The organism is Bacillus sp. V3B, assembly GCF_024494465.1.
Classification (GTDB): domain Bacteria; phylum Bacillota; class Bacilli; order Bacillales; family Cytobacillaceae; genus Bacillus_BD.
The window spans coordinates 135139-153173 of the sequence record NZ_JAETXM010000005.1 but is presented as its reverse complement, the minus strand read 5'-3'; the positions used below and the strand labels follow the sequence as shown (position 1 = coordinate 153173).

Annotated in this window: 18 protein-coding genes; 5 read left to right on the top strand and 13 right to left on the bottom strand. The window is 34.9% G+C overall.

The window, feature by feature from the left end:
• Positions 1-26 precede the first annotated feature (26 nt).
• The 8 genes from JMM81_RS09115 to JMM81_RS09080 all read right to left on the bottom strand — a co-directional run bounded on the left by JMM81_RS09115 (position 27) and on the right by JMM81_RS09080 (position 7792).
• Positions 27-569 carry a peroxiredoxin gene (locus JMM81_RS09115; RefSeq protein WP_256241252.1) on the bottom strand — a complete coding sequence of 181 codons (543 nt, stop codon included), beginning with the start codon at positions 567-569 and terminating at the stop codon, positions 27-29.
• Between the two features lie 373 nt (positions 570-942).
• Positions 943-2064, bottom strand: a complete 1122-nt coding sequence (locus tag JMM81_RS09110) for an N-acetyldiaminopimelate deacetylase (RefSeq protein ID WP_256241251.1) — start codon at positions 2062-2064, stop codon at positions 943-945.
• A 134-nt stretch (positions 2065-2198) separates the two neighbouring features.
• Positions 2199-2909, bottom strand: a complete 711-nt coding sequence (gene dapD, locus JMM81_RS09105; RefSeq protein WP_256241250.1) for a 2,3,4,5-tetrahydropyridine-2,6-dicarboxylate N-acetyltransferase — start codon at positions 2907-2909, stop codon at positions 2199-2201.
• Between the two features lie 174 nt (positions 2910-3083).
• Positions 3084-3719 carry a CAP domain-containing protein gene (locus tag JMM81_RS09100; protein ID WP_256241249.1) on the bottom strand — a complete coding sequence of 212 codons (636 nt, stop codon included), beginning with the start codon at positions 3717-3719 and terminating at the stop codon, positions 3084-3086.
• 80 nt (positions 3720-3799) lie between these two features.
• Positions 3800-5311 carry an MDR family MFS transporter gene (locus JMM81_RS09095; RefSeq protein ID WP_256241248.1) on the bottom strand — a complete coding sequence of 504 codons (1512 nt, stop codon included), beginning with the start codon at positions 5309-5311 and terminating at the stop codon, positions 3800-3802.
• A gap of 198 nt (positions 5312-5509) precedes the next feature.
• Positions 5510-5941, bottom strand: a complete 432-nt coding sequence (cbpB, locus tag JMM81_RS09090; RefSeq protein WP_256241247.1) for a cyclic-di-AMP-binding protein CbpB — start codon at positions 5939-5941, stop codon at positions 5510-5512.
• Between the two features lie 164 nt (positions 5942-6105).
• A complete protein-coding gene (locus tag JMM81_RS09085) occupies positions 6106-6342 on the bottom strand; it encodes a YkuJ family protein (protein WP_256241246.1) in 237 nt (78 codons plus the stop codon).
• Between the two features lie 244 nt (positions 6343-6586).
• Entirely contained in the window at positions 6587-7792 is a 1206-nt protein-coding gene (locus tag JMM81_RS09080; RefSeq protein ID WP_256241245.1) for an EAL domain-containing protein, read from the bottom strand.
• Positions 7793-7998: 206 nt separating this feature from the next.
• Between JMM81_RS09080 and JMM81_RS09075 the strand changes: the two genes are divergently transcribed.
• Positions 7999-8874 carry a metallophosphoesterase gene (locus tag JMM81_RS09075; RefSeq protein WP_256241244.1) on the top strand — a complete coding sequence of 292 codons (876 nt, stop codon included), beginning with the start codon at positions 7999-8001 and terminating at the stop codon, positions 8872-8874.
• 116 nt (positions 8875-8990) lie between these two features.
• Here JMM81_RS09075 and JMM81_RS09070 read toward each other — a convergent pair whose 3' ends face one another.
• Positions 8991-11099 carry an RNA degradosome polyphosphate kinase gene (locus tag JMM81_RS09070; RefSeq protein ID WP_256241243.1) on the bottom strand — a complete coding sequence of 703 codons (2109 nt, stop codon included), beginning with the start codon at positions 11097-11099 and terminating at the stop codon, positions 8991-8993.
• Between the two features lie 158 nt (positions 11100-11257).
• Positions 11258-12790: a Ppx/GppA family phosphatase gene (locus tag JMM81_RS09065; protein ID WP_256241242.1), complete on the bottom strand. Its 1533-nt coding sequence runs from the start codon at positions 12788-12790 to the stop codon at positions 11258-11260.
• Positions 12791-12980: 190 nt separating this feature from the next.
• On the opposite strand from JMM81_RS09065, the gene JMM81_RS09060 reads away from it, so the two are divergent.
• Positions 12981-13475, top strand: a complete 495-nt coding sequence (locus JMM81_RS09060) for a L,D-transpeptidase family protein (protein ID WP_256241318.1) — start codon at positions 12981-12983, stop codon at positions 13473-13475.
• Between the two features lie 184 nt (positions 13476-13659).
• On the top strand, positions 13660-14133 hold the full coding sequence (locus tag JMM81_RS09055; protein WP_256241241.1) for a YkyB family protein: 474 nt from the start codon (positions 13660-13662) through the stop codon (positions 14131-14133).
• A gap of 58 nt (positions 14134-14191) precedes the next feature.
• Here JMM81_RS09055 and JMM81_RS09050 read toward each other — a convergent pair whose 3' ends face one another.
• Together JMM81_RS09050 and JMM81_RS09045 are read right to left on the bottom strand one after the other, a co-directional pair.
• Positions 14192-15097, bottom strand: a complete 906-nt coding sequence (locus JMM81_RS09050) for a chemotaxis protein (protein ID WP_256241240.1) — start codon at positions 15095-15097, stop codon at positions 14192-14194.
• A 256-nt stretch (positions 15098-15353) separates the two neighbouring features.
• A complete protein-coding gene (locus tag JMM81_RS09045) occupies positions 15354-15884 on the bottom strand; it encodes an RDD family protein (protein ID WP_256241239.1) in 531 nt (176 codons plus the stop codon).
• A 314-nt stretch (positions 15885-16198) separates the two neighbouring features.
• On the opposite strand from JMM81_RS09045, the gene JMM81_RS09040 reads away from it, so the two are divergent.
• Both JMM81_RS09040 and JMM81_RS09035 read left to right on the top strand, forming a co-directional pair.
• Entirely contained in the window at positions 16199-16402 is a 204-nt protein-coding gene (locus tag JMM81_RS09040) for a hypothetical protein (RefSeq protein WP_256241238.1), read from the top strand.
• 199 nt (positions 16403-16601) lie between these two features.
• Positions 16602-17756, top strand: coding sequence for an aminotransferase A (locus JMM81_RS09035; RefSeq protein ID WP_256241236.1), 1155 nt, complete (start codon positions 16602-16604; stop codon positions 17754-17756).
• Positions 17757-17789: 33 nt separating this feature from the next.
• Here the strand turns inward: JMM81_RS09035 and JMM81_RS09030 are convergent, their stop codons facing one another.
• Positions 17790-17972: a hypothetical protein gene (locus JMM81_RS09030; protein WP_256241235.1), complete on the bottom strand. Its 183-nt coding sequence runs from the start codon at positions 17970-17972 to the stop codon at positions 17790-17792.
• Positions 17973-18035 lie beyond the last annotated feature (63 nt).

The window sequence follows — 18035 nt, the reverse complement described above, 5'->3', positions numbered from 1 at the left end:
TATAATAGTCTTTGAATATTAAACGCTTATAGAGTTGCTTGACCTGGCTTCCAGTTTGCTGGGCAAAGTCCACCAGTTTGAAGTGCTTGAAGAACACGTAATGTTTCATCAACATCACGGCCAATGTTGTTATGGTTCACAACTGCGTATTGTAATTCACCTTCTGGATTGATGATGAATAATCCGCGAAGAGCTACCCCTTCTTCTTCAATAAGAACACCATAATCACGAGCAACTTCATGATTTGTATCTGCTGCAAGCGCATAGTTAAGATCTCCAAGACCATTGTCTTTACGATCTGTTTTAATCCATGCTAAGTGAGTATGAATTGTATCTGTTGATGCACCAATTACAACTGCATCAAGATCTTCGAACTCGTCGTTACGATCAGAAAGTGCAGTGATTTCAGTTGGACATACGAAAGTGAAGTCCATTGGATAGAAGAAAAGAACAGTCCATTTATCATTTTTCATATTTTCTTCAAGGCTTACTTTTCCAAATTCTTTGTTAGGTAATACTGCTTCCATTTCAAAGCGTGGTGCTTGTTTTCCTACCATACGTTCTGCCATTAAAAATCCCTCCAAATATGTTTATTATTAAATGAGAAAATCTTATGTAATTCTCATTTGTTACCTCATCTCTACAAGACTTATTATAATACTTTGGGTTTTTTTAGTCAATATTAAATTATAATAAATTTAAAAAACTATTTATTATTAATATTATCTTAAAACTCCCTTACTTGTTTTACCCTATTTCATATTAAAATAACCAAACTTAATGAAGCACTTTCCTAATTAGTTTAACAAATATTTATTTATAGACAAAACAAAACGCCTTTTTTACTGACAATTTTCTACGTTTTCACCTATATATTTGCTAAAAAAAAACCGGATATTCCGGTTTTCGAACATAGCTTAATCCATTTACTATTATCGTAAATTATTCATTTCCTTTAAACTCAATATATTGAGTAATCAAATGGATCGCTGTATCAATTGCTGCCTCATTTGGTTTGAGCTTTGCATGATGAAGACCATATTCGGACTCCACACCAAGCCAAAACATGAAGCCAGGTATTTCTTTTAACATATACCCAAAGTCTTCCCCTGTCATTGCTTCTTTGCATTCAATCACTTTCACATCCGTTTGACTTTCTGCAAATTCCATAAATTCTCTTGCTAAACGGGCTTCATTATATACTTGGTAGTACATAGAACCGAAATCGACTTTCGCTTCACATTGAAAACCTATTTCTATCCCTTTAACTATTTCTTCAATCCTTTTCTTCACTTTATCCATCGATTCAGCGGAAAGTGTACGAATCGTCCCGTCCAACCGTGCGGTTTCTGCAATAATGTTTTGAACGGTTCCACTTGTAATCTTTCCAATTGTAACGACAGCACTGTCAAGAGGATCAACATTTCTTGAAATAATAGTCTGTAACTGTGTTACTAAAGAACAAGCAGCAATGATCATATCATTTGTTTGATGAGGATATGCTGCATGTCCTCCTTTACCTTTTAAATCAATAAATAATTCAGATGTATTAGCAAACAGTAGCCCTTCCCTCAATGCAATCGTTCCAACTGGATATTCTGGTGCTATATGAAGGGCCATGATCATATCAGGCTTCCATTCCCTCATAATATCTGTCTTAAGCATGGACTCGGCTCCACCAGGACCTTCTTCAGCCGGTTGAAAAATAAATAATAGATCATCCTTTATAGGATTGTGGACAAAGCTTGTTAATACACCAAGAGCAATCGACATATGGAAGTCATGACCACAGGCATGCATTTCTGTTTCATGATTGGAATAGAATGGTAGGCCCGTTTCTTCCACAATTGGCAACCCATCTATGTCGGCGCGGTAACCAATTATTTTTTTCGGTGCTATACCATTCACTTTAACAAAAATACCTGTTTTCCATTGTTTTATTTCCATTCTGTCTTGTGGTAAAGAATCTAGATAGGACAACAAATAGGCTTGTGTTTTATACTCTTGAAAGCCAAGTTCAGGAATTTGATGAAGATCGCGACGAATTTGAACGAATGGATTCATTTTGATACCTTCCTTCCAATTATTTTCATGATACTGATTTTCACTAATATCAATAGTGGCAATTATCCTATTATTCTGCCTTATACATTCTTTAAAGAAGGCGTGGACTCAAATGGTCCACGCCTAGTCCTATTTTACAGCTGACGAAGTTCTTGTTTTATTTCAGTTTTTGATTTCGTTTTTTCATCAATTTCTTTAATCACACGAGCCGGAGTACCTGCAACAACGGTATATGGTGCTACATCATCAACTACAATCGCTCCTGCAGCAACAACAGCACCTTTTCCAACTGTAACACCCTCTAGCACAACACAATTTGCTCCAATCACAACATCGTCTTCAACAATAACCGGCTTTGCAGACGGCGGCTCAATCACACCAGCTAATACAGTACCTGCACCAACATGACAGTTTTTACCGACCGTTGCTCTTCCTCCAAGAACAACATTCATATCAATCATCGTCCCTTCACCTATTACGGCACCAATATTAATAGAAGCACCCATCATGATGACAGCATTATCGCCGATTTCCACTTGGTCACGAATAATGGCACCAGGCTCAATTCTTGCATTGATATTTTTCATATCTAATAATGGAATCGCTGAATTTCTACGATCATTTTCAATCACATAATCTTCAATTTGAGCTTTATTTTCCTCAAGAACTTTATTTATTTCTGACCATTCCCCAAACACAACACCACTATTTCCAGTAATAAAGGATTGGCTATTTGAGCCGAATTCAATTCCGTCTAGATTACCTTTTATGTAAACTTTTACAGGTGTAGATTTTGTACTGTTTTGAATAAAAGAGATGATTTCGTTTGCATCCATCATTTTCATTATTAATTACCTCCAATAATTTTATCAATATATATTCTAAAAATACTTTATCAAACAAAAGCATTGAAAACAAGAAAAAAAGACTATGCAGGGATAGCTTTATACACTAAAAAAGAATTCATTAAAAAAGTTGACATATTTGAGAATGATTCTCTAATATGTCAACTTAAAAAGTTAGTTAGATTGCACAAATAATTGAACCCATGCCCCGTTATAGAAACCAACGCCAATTCCGTTATAATTGCGATTAAGAATATTGGCACGGTGACCAGACGAATTCATCCAAGCATTCATAACTTCCTGCGGCGATTTTTGCCCTTTCGCAATGTTTTCTCCTGCCGAACGATACGTTATACCAAATGACTTTAGCATGTCAAACGGACTTCCATAGTTTGGACTTGTATGGGAGAAATAGTTGCTATGGATCATATCCATTGCTTTTTTCTCTGCTACATTCTTGACGTCTGCACGATGGCTCAATGGAGCTAAACCTTGTTTCGCGCGCTCTTGATTGACTAAGCGCACAACCTCTTCTTCAAAAGAGGAAACGGGTGCTGAAGTTGGTTTTAACCGAATAATTCCTCCAACCTGCATATTATAAGGATTCGTTTCAGGGTTTAATTCCATTAACCTTTTGTAATCTAATCCATAACGTTTAGCAATAAACCAAAACGTATCCCCTTTTGAGATTTTATAAAATTCAAAAGGGGGTTCTTTAAACATGGTTATGGATTGAGCGTGCGTTGTGATCGGTGACGCCATACCTAAACTGATTGCTACCGTTAGCATAAATGAAAGTAGTTTTTTCATTATTGATCATCTCCTTTACTTTCATTAGTTTGAAAAAAACATCAGAAAATATGAGGAGATTTTCAATGGGAATATTTGGGTTAATCCGATCCTTCTTGTTTTTTCGGTAATAATAAAATGAAAATAAAACTGATAATGGCTAGTAAGAGTACAACATAGTACACCGTATGAAGAGAATAGGTTAATCCATCTTGAAGCAATTGCAGTAAACTATCCGGTAAATAATTTCTCTCTTCTTTATTTAATAATACATTTGTGGAATCAACAGTAAGGTTCATACTGATTCCCTGACCATGCTCATCAAAATAGCGCATGATTTGACTATTTAAAATACCCCCTAGTAGCGCTGCTCCAATCGTATTACCTAAATTTCGCATAAACGAATTGGCAGCAGTTGCAATCCCTCTCTGTTCCCAAGAGACTGTACTCTGGATCGAAACGATAAACGTTGTGGATGTTAATCCCATACCGATACCGAAAAGGAAAGAACCGAAAGCCGCCCATACAGGACCTGCATCAGGTGTTAGCGTTACAAACAACAGACTACCCAAAATAAGAGCAACCCCACCTAAAATAGATGTTGTTCGGAGACCTACTTTTAAAAGTAGCTTACCTGCAACGATTGAGGCAATGGGCCAACCAATTGACATAGTTGTTAACGTAAAACCAGCCACAATAGGTGATTGTTCCATTACACCTTGAACAAATGCAGGTAAAAAGCTGGATATGCCTATTAACATGATCCCTGTTATTAATGAGGTCATATTTGCAAGAAAAATCGGGCGTTCCTTCCAAATTGAAAAAGGCATCATGGGTTCTGTTGCTTTTTTTTCTTGAAAATAAAAAAGGATGAAAGCAAATAGACTAATGCCTAGTAGGACGAGAGCTTGATAAGACAGCCAAGACCAACGACTTCCTCCTTCAACAAATACAAACATCAAAGTGGATATCGAAACCGTTAACAAAACCGCCCCTGCATAATCGATTTCATGTTTTTTCTTTTCAATATTCTCATGTAAAAATATTCCTACCCCAATCATAGCTAAAATTCCAAGAGGAATATTAAGCCAAAAGATAAATCTCCAGCTTACAAATTCAACAAGAACCCCACCAAGAGCAGGTCCAAGAAGGGCTGAAATGCCCCAAACACTTGAAAGATACCCTTGTATACTCGCTCGTTCTTCCTTTGTATAAATATCACCCACAATAGTGGTTGCAATTGGGGTGATCGCACCTGCTCCGAAGCCTTGTATGAGTCTAAAAATAATGAGGGTAGTCATCGATTCAGCCAATCCACAAAGGATCGAACCGACTAGAAAGATGCTAATTCCAAAAATTAAAATTGGCTTTCTACCAAATAGATCAGCAAGTTTTCCATATATGAGAACTGTCACAGCATTCATTAATAAATAAGATGAAAACACCCAACTATATAAAGAAAACTCTCCTAAATCACCCACAATGGCGGGCATTGCTGTCGAGACTATAGTCCCTTCAATTGCCCCCATAAACATGGCAAGCATGATAGAAGCAAGTACAATTGGTCGATTGGTTTTCTTTTTTAATTGTCTTCCTGTTATCTCCTTCTCCATTTTAACAATCCTTTCTTTCTGCACCACCCTATTAGGCCAAAACATAAGAAAAGCGTAAGATTCTGCTTATCAGCTCGTCTTATGACCAGAGATCCGATGATGCCCTAGAGCTAGACCGCTATCTCCGTTTAGAAAAGTTATACTTTCTTACCTTATAAAAAAATAGCTCCCAATTTATCTGGGAGCCTTCAATGGACATTAGTCGTGAAGTGCATCATTCAACAAATCTAAAACAGCTCTTCTAGTGATGATTCCTTCAAAAAAACCTTTATTATTTTCCACACATAAAAAAGGATGATCTACTAGTAATTCAATCGTATTTTGTATGGAAGCATTAATTTTAAGGTGTGGAATCGTTGTGTTCATAACCTCTTCGACCCGAGTTTGCTCCAGCTTTTCATATTCAATTCTTTCTAGACCAAGAATTGATTCCATTATAATAGGAGTAGAAATTAGACCATGAAGCTTATAATGCGAATCAAGAACAGGTATTGCCGTATATCCACTTTTTGTTAAGACCAAGAGAGCATGCTCTAGACTATTTCCTACTTGAACATGGGCCACCCTCTCAGATGGTACCATTAAATTGCAGATATTCGTCTTTAAAAACTCACTGTCAAGATTGATCATAGCGGAAAACTCCCCAAGAATATAATTTCATAAAGATTATTCTAACACAGTTTTCAATTTTCCGCTTCTCTCACATCCCCATAATTGACCAGCAAACTCGTTAAATAACCTATAACCCCATAAACAAAATAAAAGAGAAACCCCTAGAGGTTCCTCTATATACATTATTGAATTAAGTCAAAAATCTCAATTGTGATCATATCAATGTTATCAAATTGATATCTTTTTGGCTTTTCTTTGTCCAAATACACTTCCAACTCAAAGGTTTGTATCTTAGGTTGATAGGTAACCTGACATTTCCGCTCTCCATTCACCTCAAAAAAACGTTGGGAAGGTTCTCCATTATTCGATTGCTCTTGCAAGTTTTTTAACCTGGATAATATACCTTGAAGCTGTGACATGTTCCCTCTCCTTTCAACAGAAACCAAGTATCATATTACTAGGTTTCTCATTTGGCCTATTTCTAAACCATAAATCTACAGTCTAAATTTTTCTGTACAAATACTCTTTAGCCAATATAGACAGCATAAAATAAAATCATTGGTTTGCACAAGTAAAATTTGAATAAATTTCGTCTTTTTTTTACAAAACACAAGAAAAAGATCTTTTTTTCGACATGTTTATGCAAAGATTTAACTCCGATACTCAAAGTAAATCTTCATTCTGATAGAGAAAGTCATAGGACAAATCAATAAATAAATAATCATGTGTATTTAAAGGGTATGAGAAGGTTCGAATCGTTTCCCCCGTCTCAATATCATTATATAGGTCAGATAAAATCCCCTTTTTATCATTGCGCATTTTAATAATATTTTCTAAAAAATACGGTCGCCAACTCCAATTCTTTTTAAAATACTCAGTTTGTACCACCCATTGCTTATCTTTTCTAAACAAATTGGGGGATTTTTGAAAACCATCTTCATCACACACATACATTCTAAAGGCGACATGATCCAAATTCTTCGCAAGTGACCCTAGTAGTTCTTCATATTCCACTGACTTGCGACTTTTACTTAACAGTTCTTGAAGCCGTGTATGAAATTTTTCAGTAAGTAAAAATAACGATTCTAGTTTTTTCTTTTCATACATAATAAATTCATGAAATTCCGCTTTCAACTTATCTTTTAACGTATCTCGTGAAATAAATCCTGAAGCTGGTTCTTCTAAGTAAAATCCTTGATAATATCGACCACCATGTTGCCAAGCAAATTGGAGTTGATAAACCATTTCAATATTCTTAAACAATAATGTGGCACCTATTTTACGGGCAAGAATCGATAAGGAATATAAAATATCTTTATAAGCAGGTGATGGGTTCGTTAATCGCAATGGCATCAAATCAACTTTCACGATATCAGGCTTCAAATGCCCAATTCGATCTAAATGACTACTGTCATCTCCCATTTTATCAATAGCGATTTTGATTCCGTATGTACGATAGTAATTCATTAAATTCACAAGTTCTTCTATAGAATCATCCGCAGATATCTCTAATACAATCTGATTTAAGGCGATTCCCTTTTCTTGATATTGCAACAATAGTTGTAAAAAACCTTCACCACTATCATGCGTTAAAAGATCTGTATCTCTATTCACAAATAAAAGCATATCCTTATCTAAGACAACGGCTTGCTCAAAAGCCTTCGTAAGTACAACATTATCGACTTCTAGACGATATTCATCCGGTATGCTTTTATCCTGAAAGAAAGGTCCTAGGCTTATTACCTGTCCCTCACCATTATATCTTCCAAATATCTCATAGCCAATAATTCGATGTTCATCTGCACTGAATACCGGCTGAAAATAAGGGAAAACATGATCTAAGTCCGTTAGGATATCCAATGCATCCATTTTAAACCTCCTTGTAGATAATGAAATATTATACCATATATACAGACCCTCAAATAAAAAGAACAGGAAATAATCTTTACTTAACTGAGTAAGCAACTACATTTGTAACAATGAAAACCCATTTATTTAACGAATATAGATTCTATTTCAAATGATCGTTTGATAGTATAATAGAAGATACTTTTAATGATAGGTTGGTTAACGATATGACAAAAAAATGGTCAAGAAGAACATTTATCAAAAAAATAATGGCGTCCCTATTAACCATGGTAGCAACTGGGACAGGCGGTTATTATTATGCAAGAGAAATCGAACCAAAATTACTTGACATCAACCACCATTCGATTACCCGTTCTCATATTCCTAAAGGTTTTGATCAGTTTAGAATGATACAATTCAGTGATACACACCTCGGTTTTCAATACACGCTTAAACAACTAGAAAAACTCATTGATCGCATCAATCAGCTTAACCCTGATATTGTTTTTTTTACTGGCGATTTAATTGATGAACCAAATAAATATAAAAATAGTGAACAAATTATTCCTATATTATTAAAATTAAATGCTCCTTTTGGAAAATTTGCTGTTTATGGAAATCATGATCACGGTGGTTATGGAACAGATCTTTATACGAACATCATGAACGAAAGTGGTTTTGTCGTATTACAAAACGATGCATATGAAATTAAGCTTCTCGATCACAGTCGGATTCATATTATTGGGCTCGATGACGCTATGCTTGGAAAGCCCGATTTAGAAAAGGCCCTAGATAACATCCCCTCAGATACGTATAAGATCCTCTTGGCACATGAGCCCGATTTAGCTGAAATAGCAGTTGGACAGGGCATTCATTTACAGTTGAGCGGGCATAGTCATGGTGGTCAAGTAAAAATCCCTTTTTTCGGAGCATTAGTCACTCCCCCTTATAGTGAACTTTACTACGAGGGATTTTATGAGTTAGGAGATTCTCAGGATCCAATGACTTTATATGTCAATAGAGGACTAGGAACAACCCGCCTACCCTTTCGCTTTTTATCAAAACCTGAACTTACTTTATTCACGATAGACGTCTCAAAATAATCAACATGCACGAATAGAATCTAAAGCATTTTCTAATTGAAAAGAGCATTTAAAAGGAGAAGCCTGATGACTGCTCCTTTTAAATGCAACTATTCAAACCCTTGATAAGGAATAATTTACAAGCTCCCTACTATTATATCTTCATTTACATCATTTGTCTCCGCCATTAAAATAGCCTGACTATCGACCTCAACTTCGTTTTCTCTTTTTTGAATGTAATGATAGACTCCGTCACTATCTTGTTGCCTTGCTTTCATATTGTCTGTAAGTTGAAGAGCTAGTAAACGCCTTAACTTTTTCTTTAAATCACTCTCGAAAATAGGAAATAAAATCTCTACTCGATTTTCCATATTTCTTGTCATCATATCTGCTGAAGACAAGAATATTTTTTCTTCCCCATTATGATAGAAGTAATAAATTCTGCTATGTTCTAGAAACCTCCCTACAATGCTAATCACTCGGATATTCTCACTAACATTTTCAATACCTGGCTTAAGGCAGCACGTGCCACGGATAATTAACTCAATTTTCACACCCGCACATGATGCTTCATACAGCTTAATGATTAGCTTTTTATCTGTTAACGAATTCATTTTAGCTATGATATATCCATTACCATACTGTTTTTGAAACTCAATTTCATAATCAATTAACTGAATAAATTCTCCTCTAATATCATTCGGTGCAACAACAAGATGGTTGTACTCCGGTTTCTGTGTATAACCACTTAAATAGTTAAAAAAATGAGTTGCATCAATACCAAATTTACTTTTGGCTGTGATATAGCCGAAATCTGTATAAAATTTGGCAGTTTGATCATTATAATTCCCCGTACCTAAATGAACAAATCGTTCAATAACGCCTTGTTTCCTACGAACAACAAGGGTTATTTTGCTATGTGTTTTTAAATGTGTCATCCCATAAATGACATGGCAGCCGGCTTTTTCTAGTTCTTTTGCCCACTGAACATTGTTCTCTTCATCAAATCTAGCCTTTAATTCGACTAAAACCGTGACTTGCTTTCCATTTTCAGCAGCTCGCTTAAGAGCCTCAATGACAGGTGAATCACCACTCACTCTATATAATGTCTGTTTAATTGCTAGCACATCAGGATCATCTGCAGCATCTGAGACAAAATCTACGATAGGCTGAAATGATTCATATGGATGGTGAAACAACATATCATGATTTAATGCACTTTGAAAAATATCTTTATTCGTAATAACTTCCGAAAAAGACTTCGGTATGAACCGTTCATAGACTAAATCATCTCTTCTACCAGCAAACACGTTATAAAATGAAAATAAAAATGTTTTATCAAGCGGACCAGAAATATAGTATGTGTCCTCTTCTTTAATTTCTAACTCTTCAAGTAAATAGTCTAATATATGCTTATCTACCTTTTCATCCTTTATCTCAAGACGAACAGCGGCTCCCCACTTTCGCTTCTTTAATTCTTTTTCTATTTGTTGAAGAAGATCTCTTGCCCCCTCTTCATGAATTTCTAAATCAGCATTTCTTGTAATACGGAACTGGGTAACTGACACAACTTTATATCCGCTAAACAGTTTGCTCATAAAAAAAACAATAATATCTTCAAGCAATACAAAACAAGTAGTCCCATCAATAAAAGGAACTTCAATAAATCGTTTTAATACAGATGGAACTTGTACAATGGCGAGTTTCTGTCTTTTATCATATTCACGATCCGTTTCAATCGAAACAGCTAAATTAATGCTTTTATTTAACAGCATTGGAAACGGTCGGTATGCATCAATAGCCATTGGTGTAAGAACTGGAAAAATTTGTTCTTCAAAATAGAATTCAAGATAATCCTTTTGTCCTTCAGCTAATTCCTTTACTTTTATTAAATGGATATTTTCTTTTTCTAAGTCTGGAAGAATTTGTTTTCGAAATGTTTCATCTTGCAGAGTCACCAGATAATGTGCTCTTTCAGAAATTTTCTCTAGTTGTTGTTTCGGTGTCATACCTGCCTTGTTCTCTGGTTGCATAAAACCCACTTTAACTTGATCTTTTAATCCTGCAACTCGAACCATAAAAAATTCATCTAAATTCGAACTAAATATAGTGAGAAATTTGATTCGTTCTAATAAGGGATTACGCTTATCTAATGCTTCCTGTAGCACGCGCTCGTTAAAAGCAAGCCAACTTATTTCCCGGTTATTATAATTTGATGGATGATGTAAATGATTTTGATTATCCATATGCCCCACACCTTTTTACAAAATTCAACAATTATAGAATATCAAAAAAAATATAAATCTTTGTTAGGAAATGATAAATATTGTTCATACTTTATTGAATTTAAAATATGAATGCTCCCTATACTTTTTAAAGCATGACACTCTAAATAGTCCACATGTTAGACCTCGATAAACTTCAGTACAATCGTTCTATGAGTTGCTTTCTCTAGCTGTCGAATATTTTTTTCTGTCTCATATTGTTCAACAAAAGCATTCCCCTGACAATAAACATTAAGTTGCAAAACTGTTGGTGACACTTCTTCAATGATTACTTTTTTAACAATGGCTCTTTTCGAGGAATCAAGTGCACACGCCAGTTTAGCAACTGCACCTCCTGTTCGAATATCATCCATCTCTATTTTTGTAAACCAATTTGTAAATGAAGCCATATATTGCTTTAATAATGTTTTATTTTTATAAGAGGCGATAAAAGCTAGTTTTACCCGGTCTTTATGTAAAAGTCCATTAATCGATTGATTTGCTAACAAATAAAAGGTATGTTGACTACTCGAGTCATTCTCTATATATTGTCCTAAATAATAGAGCTGTGCTCCCCTGATAACAAATTTTTTAAAAGATTCTTTACTTTCAACCTTATAAAAGCGAGTTACTTCCTTGAATAATTGTTCTGCAAGTTGCCCTCTATAATGTGCATGTGGTTGATCTACTCCATAATCTGCGAGTAGTTCAGAAACACTGTTATAAATAATTTGATCCGTTGATTGACGCTTATCATTGATTTCGCTTTTTTTTATGGAAATCCCATCTCTTAGACCTTTTTTACTAAACATGAAAGAAGTAGATTGACAATATTCACATAGCTTCACGAATACTTCAAGTGCAGGTATAATAATGTCTGCACGATCCTTTGAAAGACCTTCTACTTTTTCTAGTTGTTCTATTGAAAACTGCCCAAGATACGTTTGTATGTTCTCTAAATCTGAAAATGTCATGATATACTGATGAATGCCTGCAATTGGATACTTTTTTAAATTTTGATCGATTTGAGCAATATTTCTTGCGCTTCCACCAATAGCAATAATTGGTACTTGTAAATTTCTTAACCACGGAAGCTGAGCGAATGAATTTAGGATGTATTCCGTCAGCTTATTTCGTTCCATCTCTGTTATTTGATCATGTTTCATAAATTGTTCTTTTAATGAAACGACTCCAAATGGAAAACTATGATAATGGACTAATTCCCTATTTTGAAAATAAGTAATTTCCGTGCTTCCGCCTCCCATATCAATCGTGATTCCTGTATCAATTGGAGTTGAGTGAGAAACTGCATAATAACCAAAAAAGGTTTCTTCTTTTTCAGAAAATACTTGTATATCAAATCCCGTCTTTTCTTTAACAAGCTCAACAATTTCTTGTTGATTTTTTGATTGTCTAATGGTAGCTGTTGCTACGCAATAAATAGTTGAAATATGATGAAAATGAATGATGTCTTGAAATCCCTGTAAGATGTTAATTAAAAGAGTAATCCCTTCATTTTGTAATACTTTTTCCTGATTTAAATATCGTCGAAGTCTCGCTACTGTTTTGATATTTTCTGCTTCTTTATAACTACCAGAATGGCTTTTCTCATAGATGACAAGTCGGATCGTATTGGACCCGATATCAATAACTGCCCATTTTTCTTTTCCCATGTCAGTTCTCCTTCATGAAATTTCAATGACAAAACCTTTCTAAATTATTGATCCATTAAGAATCCTTTATTATCTTGTATTATTAATATCATAACTTTCTTATAAGAAAAATAAAGTACCTTCTACTCATTTTCTACATAAGATTAAAAATAACACCAAAAACTTTCATTTGAGGAAAGGAATGGGATACATGCTTCACACCATTAAACGTGGAGAAACTTTATATTCAATTTCAAGAGATTACCGTGTCTCACTCGCACAGCTATTAACTGCAAATCCGTCCATTACCAATCAAAACATAATCCAGGCTGGTCAAATACTCGTCATTCCTGGCTTACCAAATCCAGAAGCAATTCCATATAGGATCTTCATTTCAAGAAACGAACGAACACTTCAACTTTTCCGTAATAACACATTAATTAAAACCTACCCTATTGCTGTAGGAAAAATGCTAACACAAACACCTGTAGGTTCTTTTGTGGTTGTAAATAGACAGCCGAACCCCGGAGGACCTTTCGGGGCCATGTGGCTCTCTCTTTCGAAACAAGGTTACGGTATTCATGGAACCAATGATCCATCCTCCATTGGGAAATTTGTTTCACAGGGCTGTGTACGTATGTATAATCAAGATGTGCTTGAACTTGCTAGACAAATTCCAAATGGAACAAGAGTCACAATAACATAAAGGGAGCAGAATTCCCCTTTATGTTCCTCTAGTCTTTCCTAAATCCAATGATAATTTTTCGAGAATTTATTTTCTTTTATACACAAAAGGGTTATAATGATAATAATAAATTTATTTTTCTTGACAACCTGATTTTGTCATCACAGTGTTGTAATGCCTTAAAATATGGAAGGGAGACTTCACATTGTCCGCAAATAGGAATTGTTCATCACAGCCTCAATTAAACCCAACAATAGAAAACCTCTCACAGGCGATCTTCATTGTGAATCGACATGCCAAAACCGCCCCAAACCCAAAGTTTTTATATAAGCTTAAATACATGGCCCTTCACAAACTCATTAAAGAAGGAAAAGCGAAGAAAGTCGGCCTTCACTTTTCAAATAATCCAAAATATAGTCAGCAACAGTCTGACGTTTTAATAGCCTGTGGAAAGTATACTTTTCATTTACCGCCTACAAAGAGTGATTTTACAGAACTCCCCCATCTTGGAAAGTTGGACAACCATGTTAGAAATCCAAAAACCTCACTCTCCTTAACTCAAGCGAAACGAGTGCTTTCTAGGTATACAGGATTAAAAGAAGACGACAAAAAGTCCATACCTTCAAAGAAAAAATATGATAAACCTGTATTTAAGAAACTTGGCGAAAGTTATTTTTAACCAAAAAGAAAAAACTTTCATTAGCGGATGACCTTTCCGCTAATGAAAGTTTTTTCTTTTATAAGGAAAGTTTATCAATTAAGAGCACGAGCTCTGCAATTTCTGGTTTACTTACTTGTGCATTTGCACCAACTACTTGTCCTTTATGTCGCAAATCATCAGTAATTAGCGATGAAAAAATAATAACAGGTATTTTCTCTAAGTCACTATGTTCCTTCACTTTTCTTGTTAAATGATGACCATCCATTTGTGGCATTTCAATATCAGTAATAATCAGTTGAACCTCTTCTTCAATCTTTTTCCCATTATTAATTATATTTTCTAAATAATCAAAAGTATCTTTTCCATTTTCAAAAAACTCTATATACTGAAACCCCGCTTCTTGTAGCGTATCATGAAGTAATTTCCGAAGCAGTGGAGAGTCTTCCGCTACAACAAGGTGTTTATTTGAACGTTCACGTTCACCTAATTTTTGAATTCGTTGAATATTAATTCCTGAATCCGGATTGACCTCTAACACAATTTTTTCAAAATCCAATAATAAAATCATTTCGCCATGCAACTTAATGACTCCAATAATCTGGCTTTCAGCACCTTGGTACATTTCTGACGGTTTTTCAATTTGATCCCAAGATATACGATGGATTTGCGAAACACTGTGAACATGAAAAACCACTTTTTGCTGATTAAACTCCGTTAAGATGAATTTATCCTTGTCAGGTTCTTCTGAAGGTGGGAAGCCGATTGCCTTTGCCACATCTACGACAGGTAATACCTCATCACGTAATTCAATGATTCCTTCAACATTAGGATGGGCATGGGGTACTTGTGTAACAGATACAGGATTTATGATTTCTCTTACTTTTATCACATTAATCCCAAATTTATTATGTCCAATCCCAAACTCAACAATTTCTAGTTCATTTGTACCACTCTCAAGTAAAATCCCTTTATTATCTTCCATAATTATTCAACCTACCTATCCTCTATTGAATCAATATTTACCTCTACTATATCATGAACAGAAACAATAGTTGGATGATTTTTGTGATGTTTTCTAAAAATAAAAGTAAAATAGAAAAAACAGATTCGAGAAACTTTGTTCAAGACAAAAAGTAGGCATAAAGTTGTCATTTATACTTCTTGTTTTAATGAAAAAACATGACTCTGAATTAGAATTCAGAGTCATGTTTTCTACGTTCTATGAGTTAGACATCATTCTATTTTTTAACTACTAGAGTCCCAGCGATTAAGTCATGTAAGCCTTGTTTCTTCTCTGTAAAGGCAGCTATTATATATCCGATTAATAATATACCTGAAAGAAAAGCCATGGCTAAATATCTTCCAAATGCACGCCAAAACGAGATTCGGTTGCCTGTAAGGTCCGTTACCTTTAATCCCAACATTTTTTTTCCAAGAGTTCCCTGCCATTTTGAAGCATGTAATCCAGCGAAATACGCCACTACAGTGATAAAACTAATCAAACTTGTCACGAGTAAAGCTCCGAAATAGGTACCCATGAAAGATAATGCTTCTTGCTCCGTTAATTCTCTCTCTAAATATGTTGGATCATTCATTATCGAAGAAAAAACATCAGAAGTGCCAAAAAACAAAATAAATATAATAATAGAAATAACACTTAACGGAATACCAATGATAATAGAATCGATGAGATATGCACCAAACCGAATCCAAAAGCCTCCATATTCCTGCTTTTCTACATAAGAATGATTTTCAATTGTTGTCTCCATTCACTCCACCCCCGCTCTATTTGTCAAACTACCTAAATGGTTAAATGATAGCATCATGCCTAAAAATCACTACAATGGTATCCATATGTTTATCTATCTTTGTCTATTCCTTCCTAGCCGTAATTTAAGCATAAAGCGCTTCAACATTTAATTTATCATAATATTCTATGTTAAGAGAATCATCCAACAATAAAAATATGTCAATTTTGTGAATAAGAGTATAATCATCTAGACTTAAGAGTGAAACAGGACTACAATACAGACGATAAGAAAAGCACTACAAAAAAATAAAACTTAATGAGGTGTAGAACTCGATGAAGGGTACAGCTATTCTTTTCCAAGAGGATAAGAAAGTTACAATTATCGAAGGTATTGACCACAAAATTTATGAAGAAATAAAAGATCAAATTGGTTGTAATGAGTGCCATTGTAAACTTGATGATAAAGTCATCCATTTAGGCCCTGTACATCCTGCTCTCTGGCATGATGAAGAAGTCGATTGGGATTATGGGTATTAATAAATATATTTTCTTTTTTTCCTTAGGGACAGGCGTAAGATTTTACCTGTTCCTTTTTTATTTTTTCCTTTTTAAAAAGGGTGAAAAGCCTGGTTTTATCCGATTTATTCCTAAGTAGATCATTTATAAGTCTCTAAGCTATTTTATTTAACAATCGTTTAAGTTAAAATAAGATGATTATTTTTTTGGGGGTGAATGCGTGGAGCATTTAATTAATCATAAGGTAAAGGAAATAGAAATTTCCGGAATACGTAAGTTTTTCAATATGGTGGCAGGAACAGAAGGAATGATTTCACTCACCATTGGTCAGCCTGATTTTCCAACACCTCTTCATGTAAAAGAAGCTGGTAAAAAGGCTATTGATGAAAATTTCACTTCTTACACTCACAATGCTGGGGATTTAAAGCTTCGTGAGGCCGCTTCTCAATTTATGATGGGTAAATACCAATTGAACTATCAGCCAGATTCTGAAATTATTGTAACGGTCGGAGCTAGTGAAGCAATTGATATTGCTTTTCGTACCATTTTAGACGACGAATCTGAAGTCATCTTGCCTGGACCTGTATATCCCGGCTATGAACCAATTATTAAACTTTGTGGTGCCAAACCAGTATATGCTGATATTCGAGAAAACGATTTTCGCTTTACCGCAGAAGTCATAAAATCATACATAACTGATCGCACTCGTTGCATCGTTCTACCCTATCCTTCTAATCCAACGGGGATAAGTTTAAGGGAAGAGGAGTTAATCGAAATTGCTGAGTTGCTTTCTCAGAGGGATATTTTTATTTTAGCGGACGAGATTTACAGCGAATTAGTGTATGATCAGCCCCATACTTCCATTGCTTCGTTTATTCGAGACAAAACGATTGTCATTAACGGCTTATCAAAATCACATTCCATGACTGGATGGAGAATTGGTTTATTGTTTGCACCTAAAAATATAACAAAGCATATGCTAAAGGTTCACCAATACAATGTAACCTGCGCAACATCTGTTTCACAAATGGCTGCCTTAGAAGCTCTAACAATAGGGAAAAATGATGCTCTCCCTATGAAAGAAGCCTACTTGGAACGTAGAAATTATGTTTATGACCGCCTCATGAAAATGGGACTTGAAGTTCAAAAACCGGATGGTGCTTTTTATTTTTTCGTTAAAATACCCGTTACCCAGGTTTCATCGTTTGACTTTTGCCTTTCTTTAGTAAAAGAAGAGAAAGTTGCGGTTGTTCCTGGTAGTGCCTTTTCAAACTATGGTGAAGGATACTTTAGACTTTCCTTTGCTTGTTCTATGGAACTGCTAGAAGAAGGCTTAAATAGAATAGAGAACTATCTAAAAAAAGTGCAAGCATAAGGCTTGCACTTTTTCACGTATGAAGCGAAACTCTCATAAACCGCCTTTGTATTTACCAGCATTTTTTGATGCTTTTTCTTTTTTTGCTTTGTCTTTGTGAATTTTATTTGCATCAGTGCTGCCCATTTCGTGAGCAAATTCTTGATTCAGAACAGCTGAATCAAAACCCTTTTTATTTTTTTGTTGTGGATCATTCTTTTTATTTTTCTTTGCCATCAATAAAAAACCTCCTTCTATCATACATCATTAGTGTGAATCAGGAGGTTTTCATTTATGCAA

What these genes read in the sequence shown, in the direction of transcription:
- JMM81_RS09085 (WP_256241246.1), bottom strand. Translation starts at nt 6,342, where the DNA reads ATGTCACAGCTTCAAGGTATATTATCCAGGTTAAAAAACTTGCAAGAG.
- JMM81_RS09075 (WP_256241244.1), top strand. Translation starts at nt 7,999, where the DNA reads ATGACAAAAAAATGGTCAAGAAGAACATTTATCAAAAAAATAATGGCG.
- JMM81_RS09095 (WP_256241248.1), bottom strand. Translation starts at nt 5,311, where the DNA reads ATGGAGAAGGAGATAACAGGAAGACAATTAAAAAAGAAAACCAATCGA.
- cbpB (WP_256241247.1), bottom strand. Translation starts at nt 5,941, where the DNA reads ATGATCAATCTTGACAGTGAGTTTTTAAAGACGAATATCTGCAATTTA.
- JMM81_RS09110 (WP_256241251.1), bottom strand. Translation starts at nt 2,064, where the DNA reads ATGAATCCATTCGTTCAAATTCGTCGCGATCTTCATCAAATTCCTGAA.
- JMM81_RS09045 (WP_256241239.1), bottom strand. Translation starts at nt 15,884, where the DNA reads ATGGAGACAACAATTGAAAATCATTCTTATGTAGAAAAGCAGGAATAT.
- JMM81_RS09050 (WP_256241240.1), bottom strand. Translation starts at nt 15,097, where the DNA reads ATGGAAGATAATAAAGGGATTTTACTTGAGAGTGGTACAAATGAACTA.
- JMM81_RS09040 (WP_256241238.1), top strand. Translation starts at nt 16,199, where the DNA reads ATGAAGGGTACAGCTATTCTTTTCCAAGAGGATAAGAAAGTTACAATT.
- JMM81_RS09115 (WP_256241252.1), bottom strand. Translation starts at nt 569, where the DNA reads ATGGCAGAACGTATGGTAGGAAAACAAGCACCACGCTTTGAAATGGAA.
- JMM81_RS09030 (WP_256241235.1), bottom strand. Translation starts at nt 17,972, where the DNA reads ATGGCAAAGAAAAATAAAAAGAATGATCCACAACAAAAAAATAAAAAG.
- dapD (WP_256241250.1), bottom strand. Translation starts at nt 2,909, where the DNA reads ATGAAAATGATGGATGCAAACGAAATCATCTCTTTTATTCAAAACAGT.
- JMM81_RS09080 (WP_256241245.1), bottom strand. Translation starts at nt 7,792, where the DNA reads ATGGATGCATTGGATATCCTAACGGACTTAGATCATGTTTTCCCTTAT.
- JMM81_RS09060 (WP_256241318.1), top strand. Translation starts at nt 12,981, where the DNA reads ATGCTTCACACCATTAAACGTGGAGAAACTTTATATTCAATTTCAAGA.
- JMM81_RS09100 (WP_256241249.1), bottom strand. Translation starts at nt 3,719, where the DNA reads ATGAAAAAACTACTTTCATTTATGCTAACGGTAGCAATCAGTTTAGGT.
- JMM81_RS09070 (WP_256241243.1), bottom strand. Translation starts at nt 11,099, where the DNA reads ATGGATAATCAAAATCATTTACATCATCCATCAAATTATAATAACCGG.
- JMM81_RS09065 (WP_256241242.1), bottom strand. Translation starts at nt 12,790, where the DNA reads ATGGGAAAAGAAAAATGGGCAGTTATTGATATCGGGTCCAATACGATC.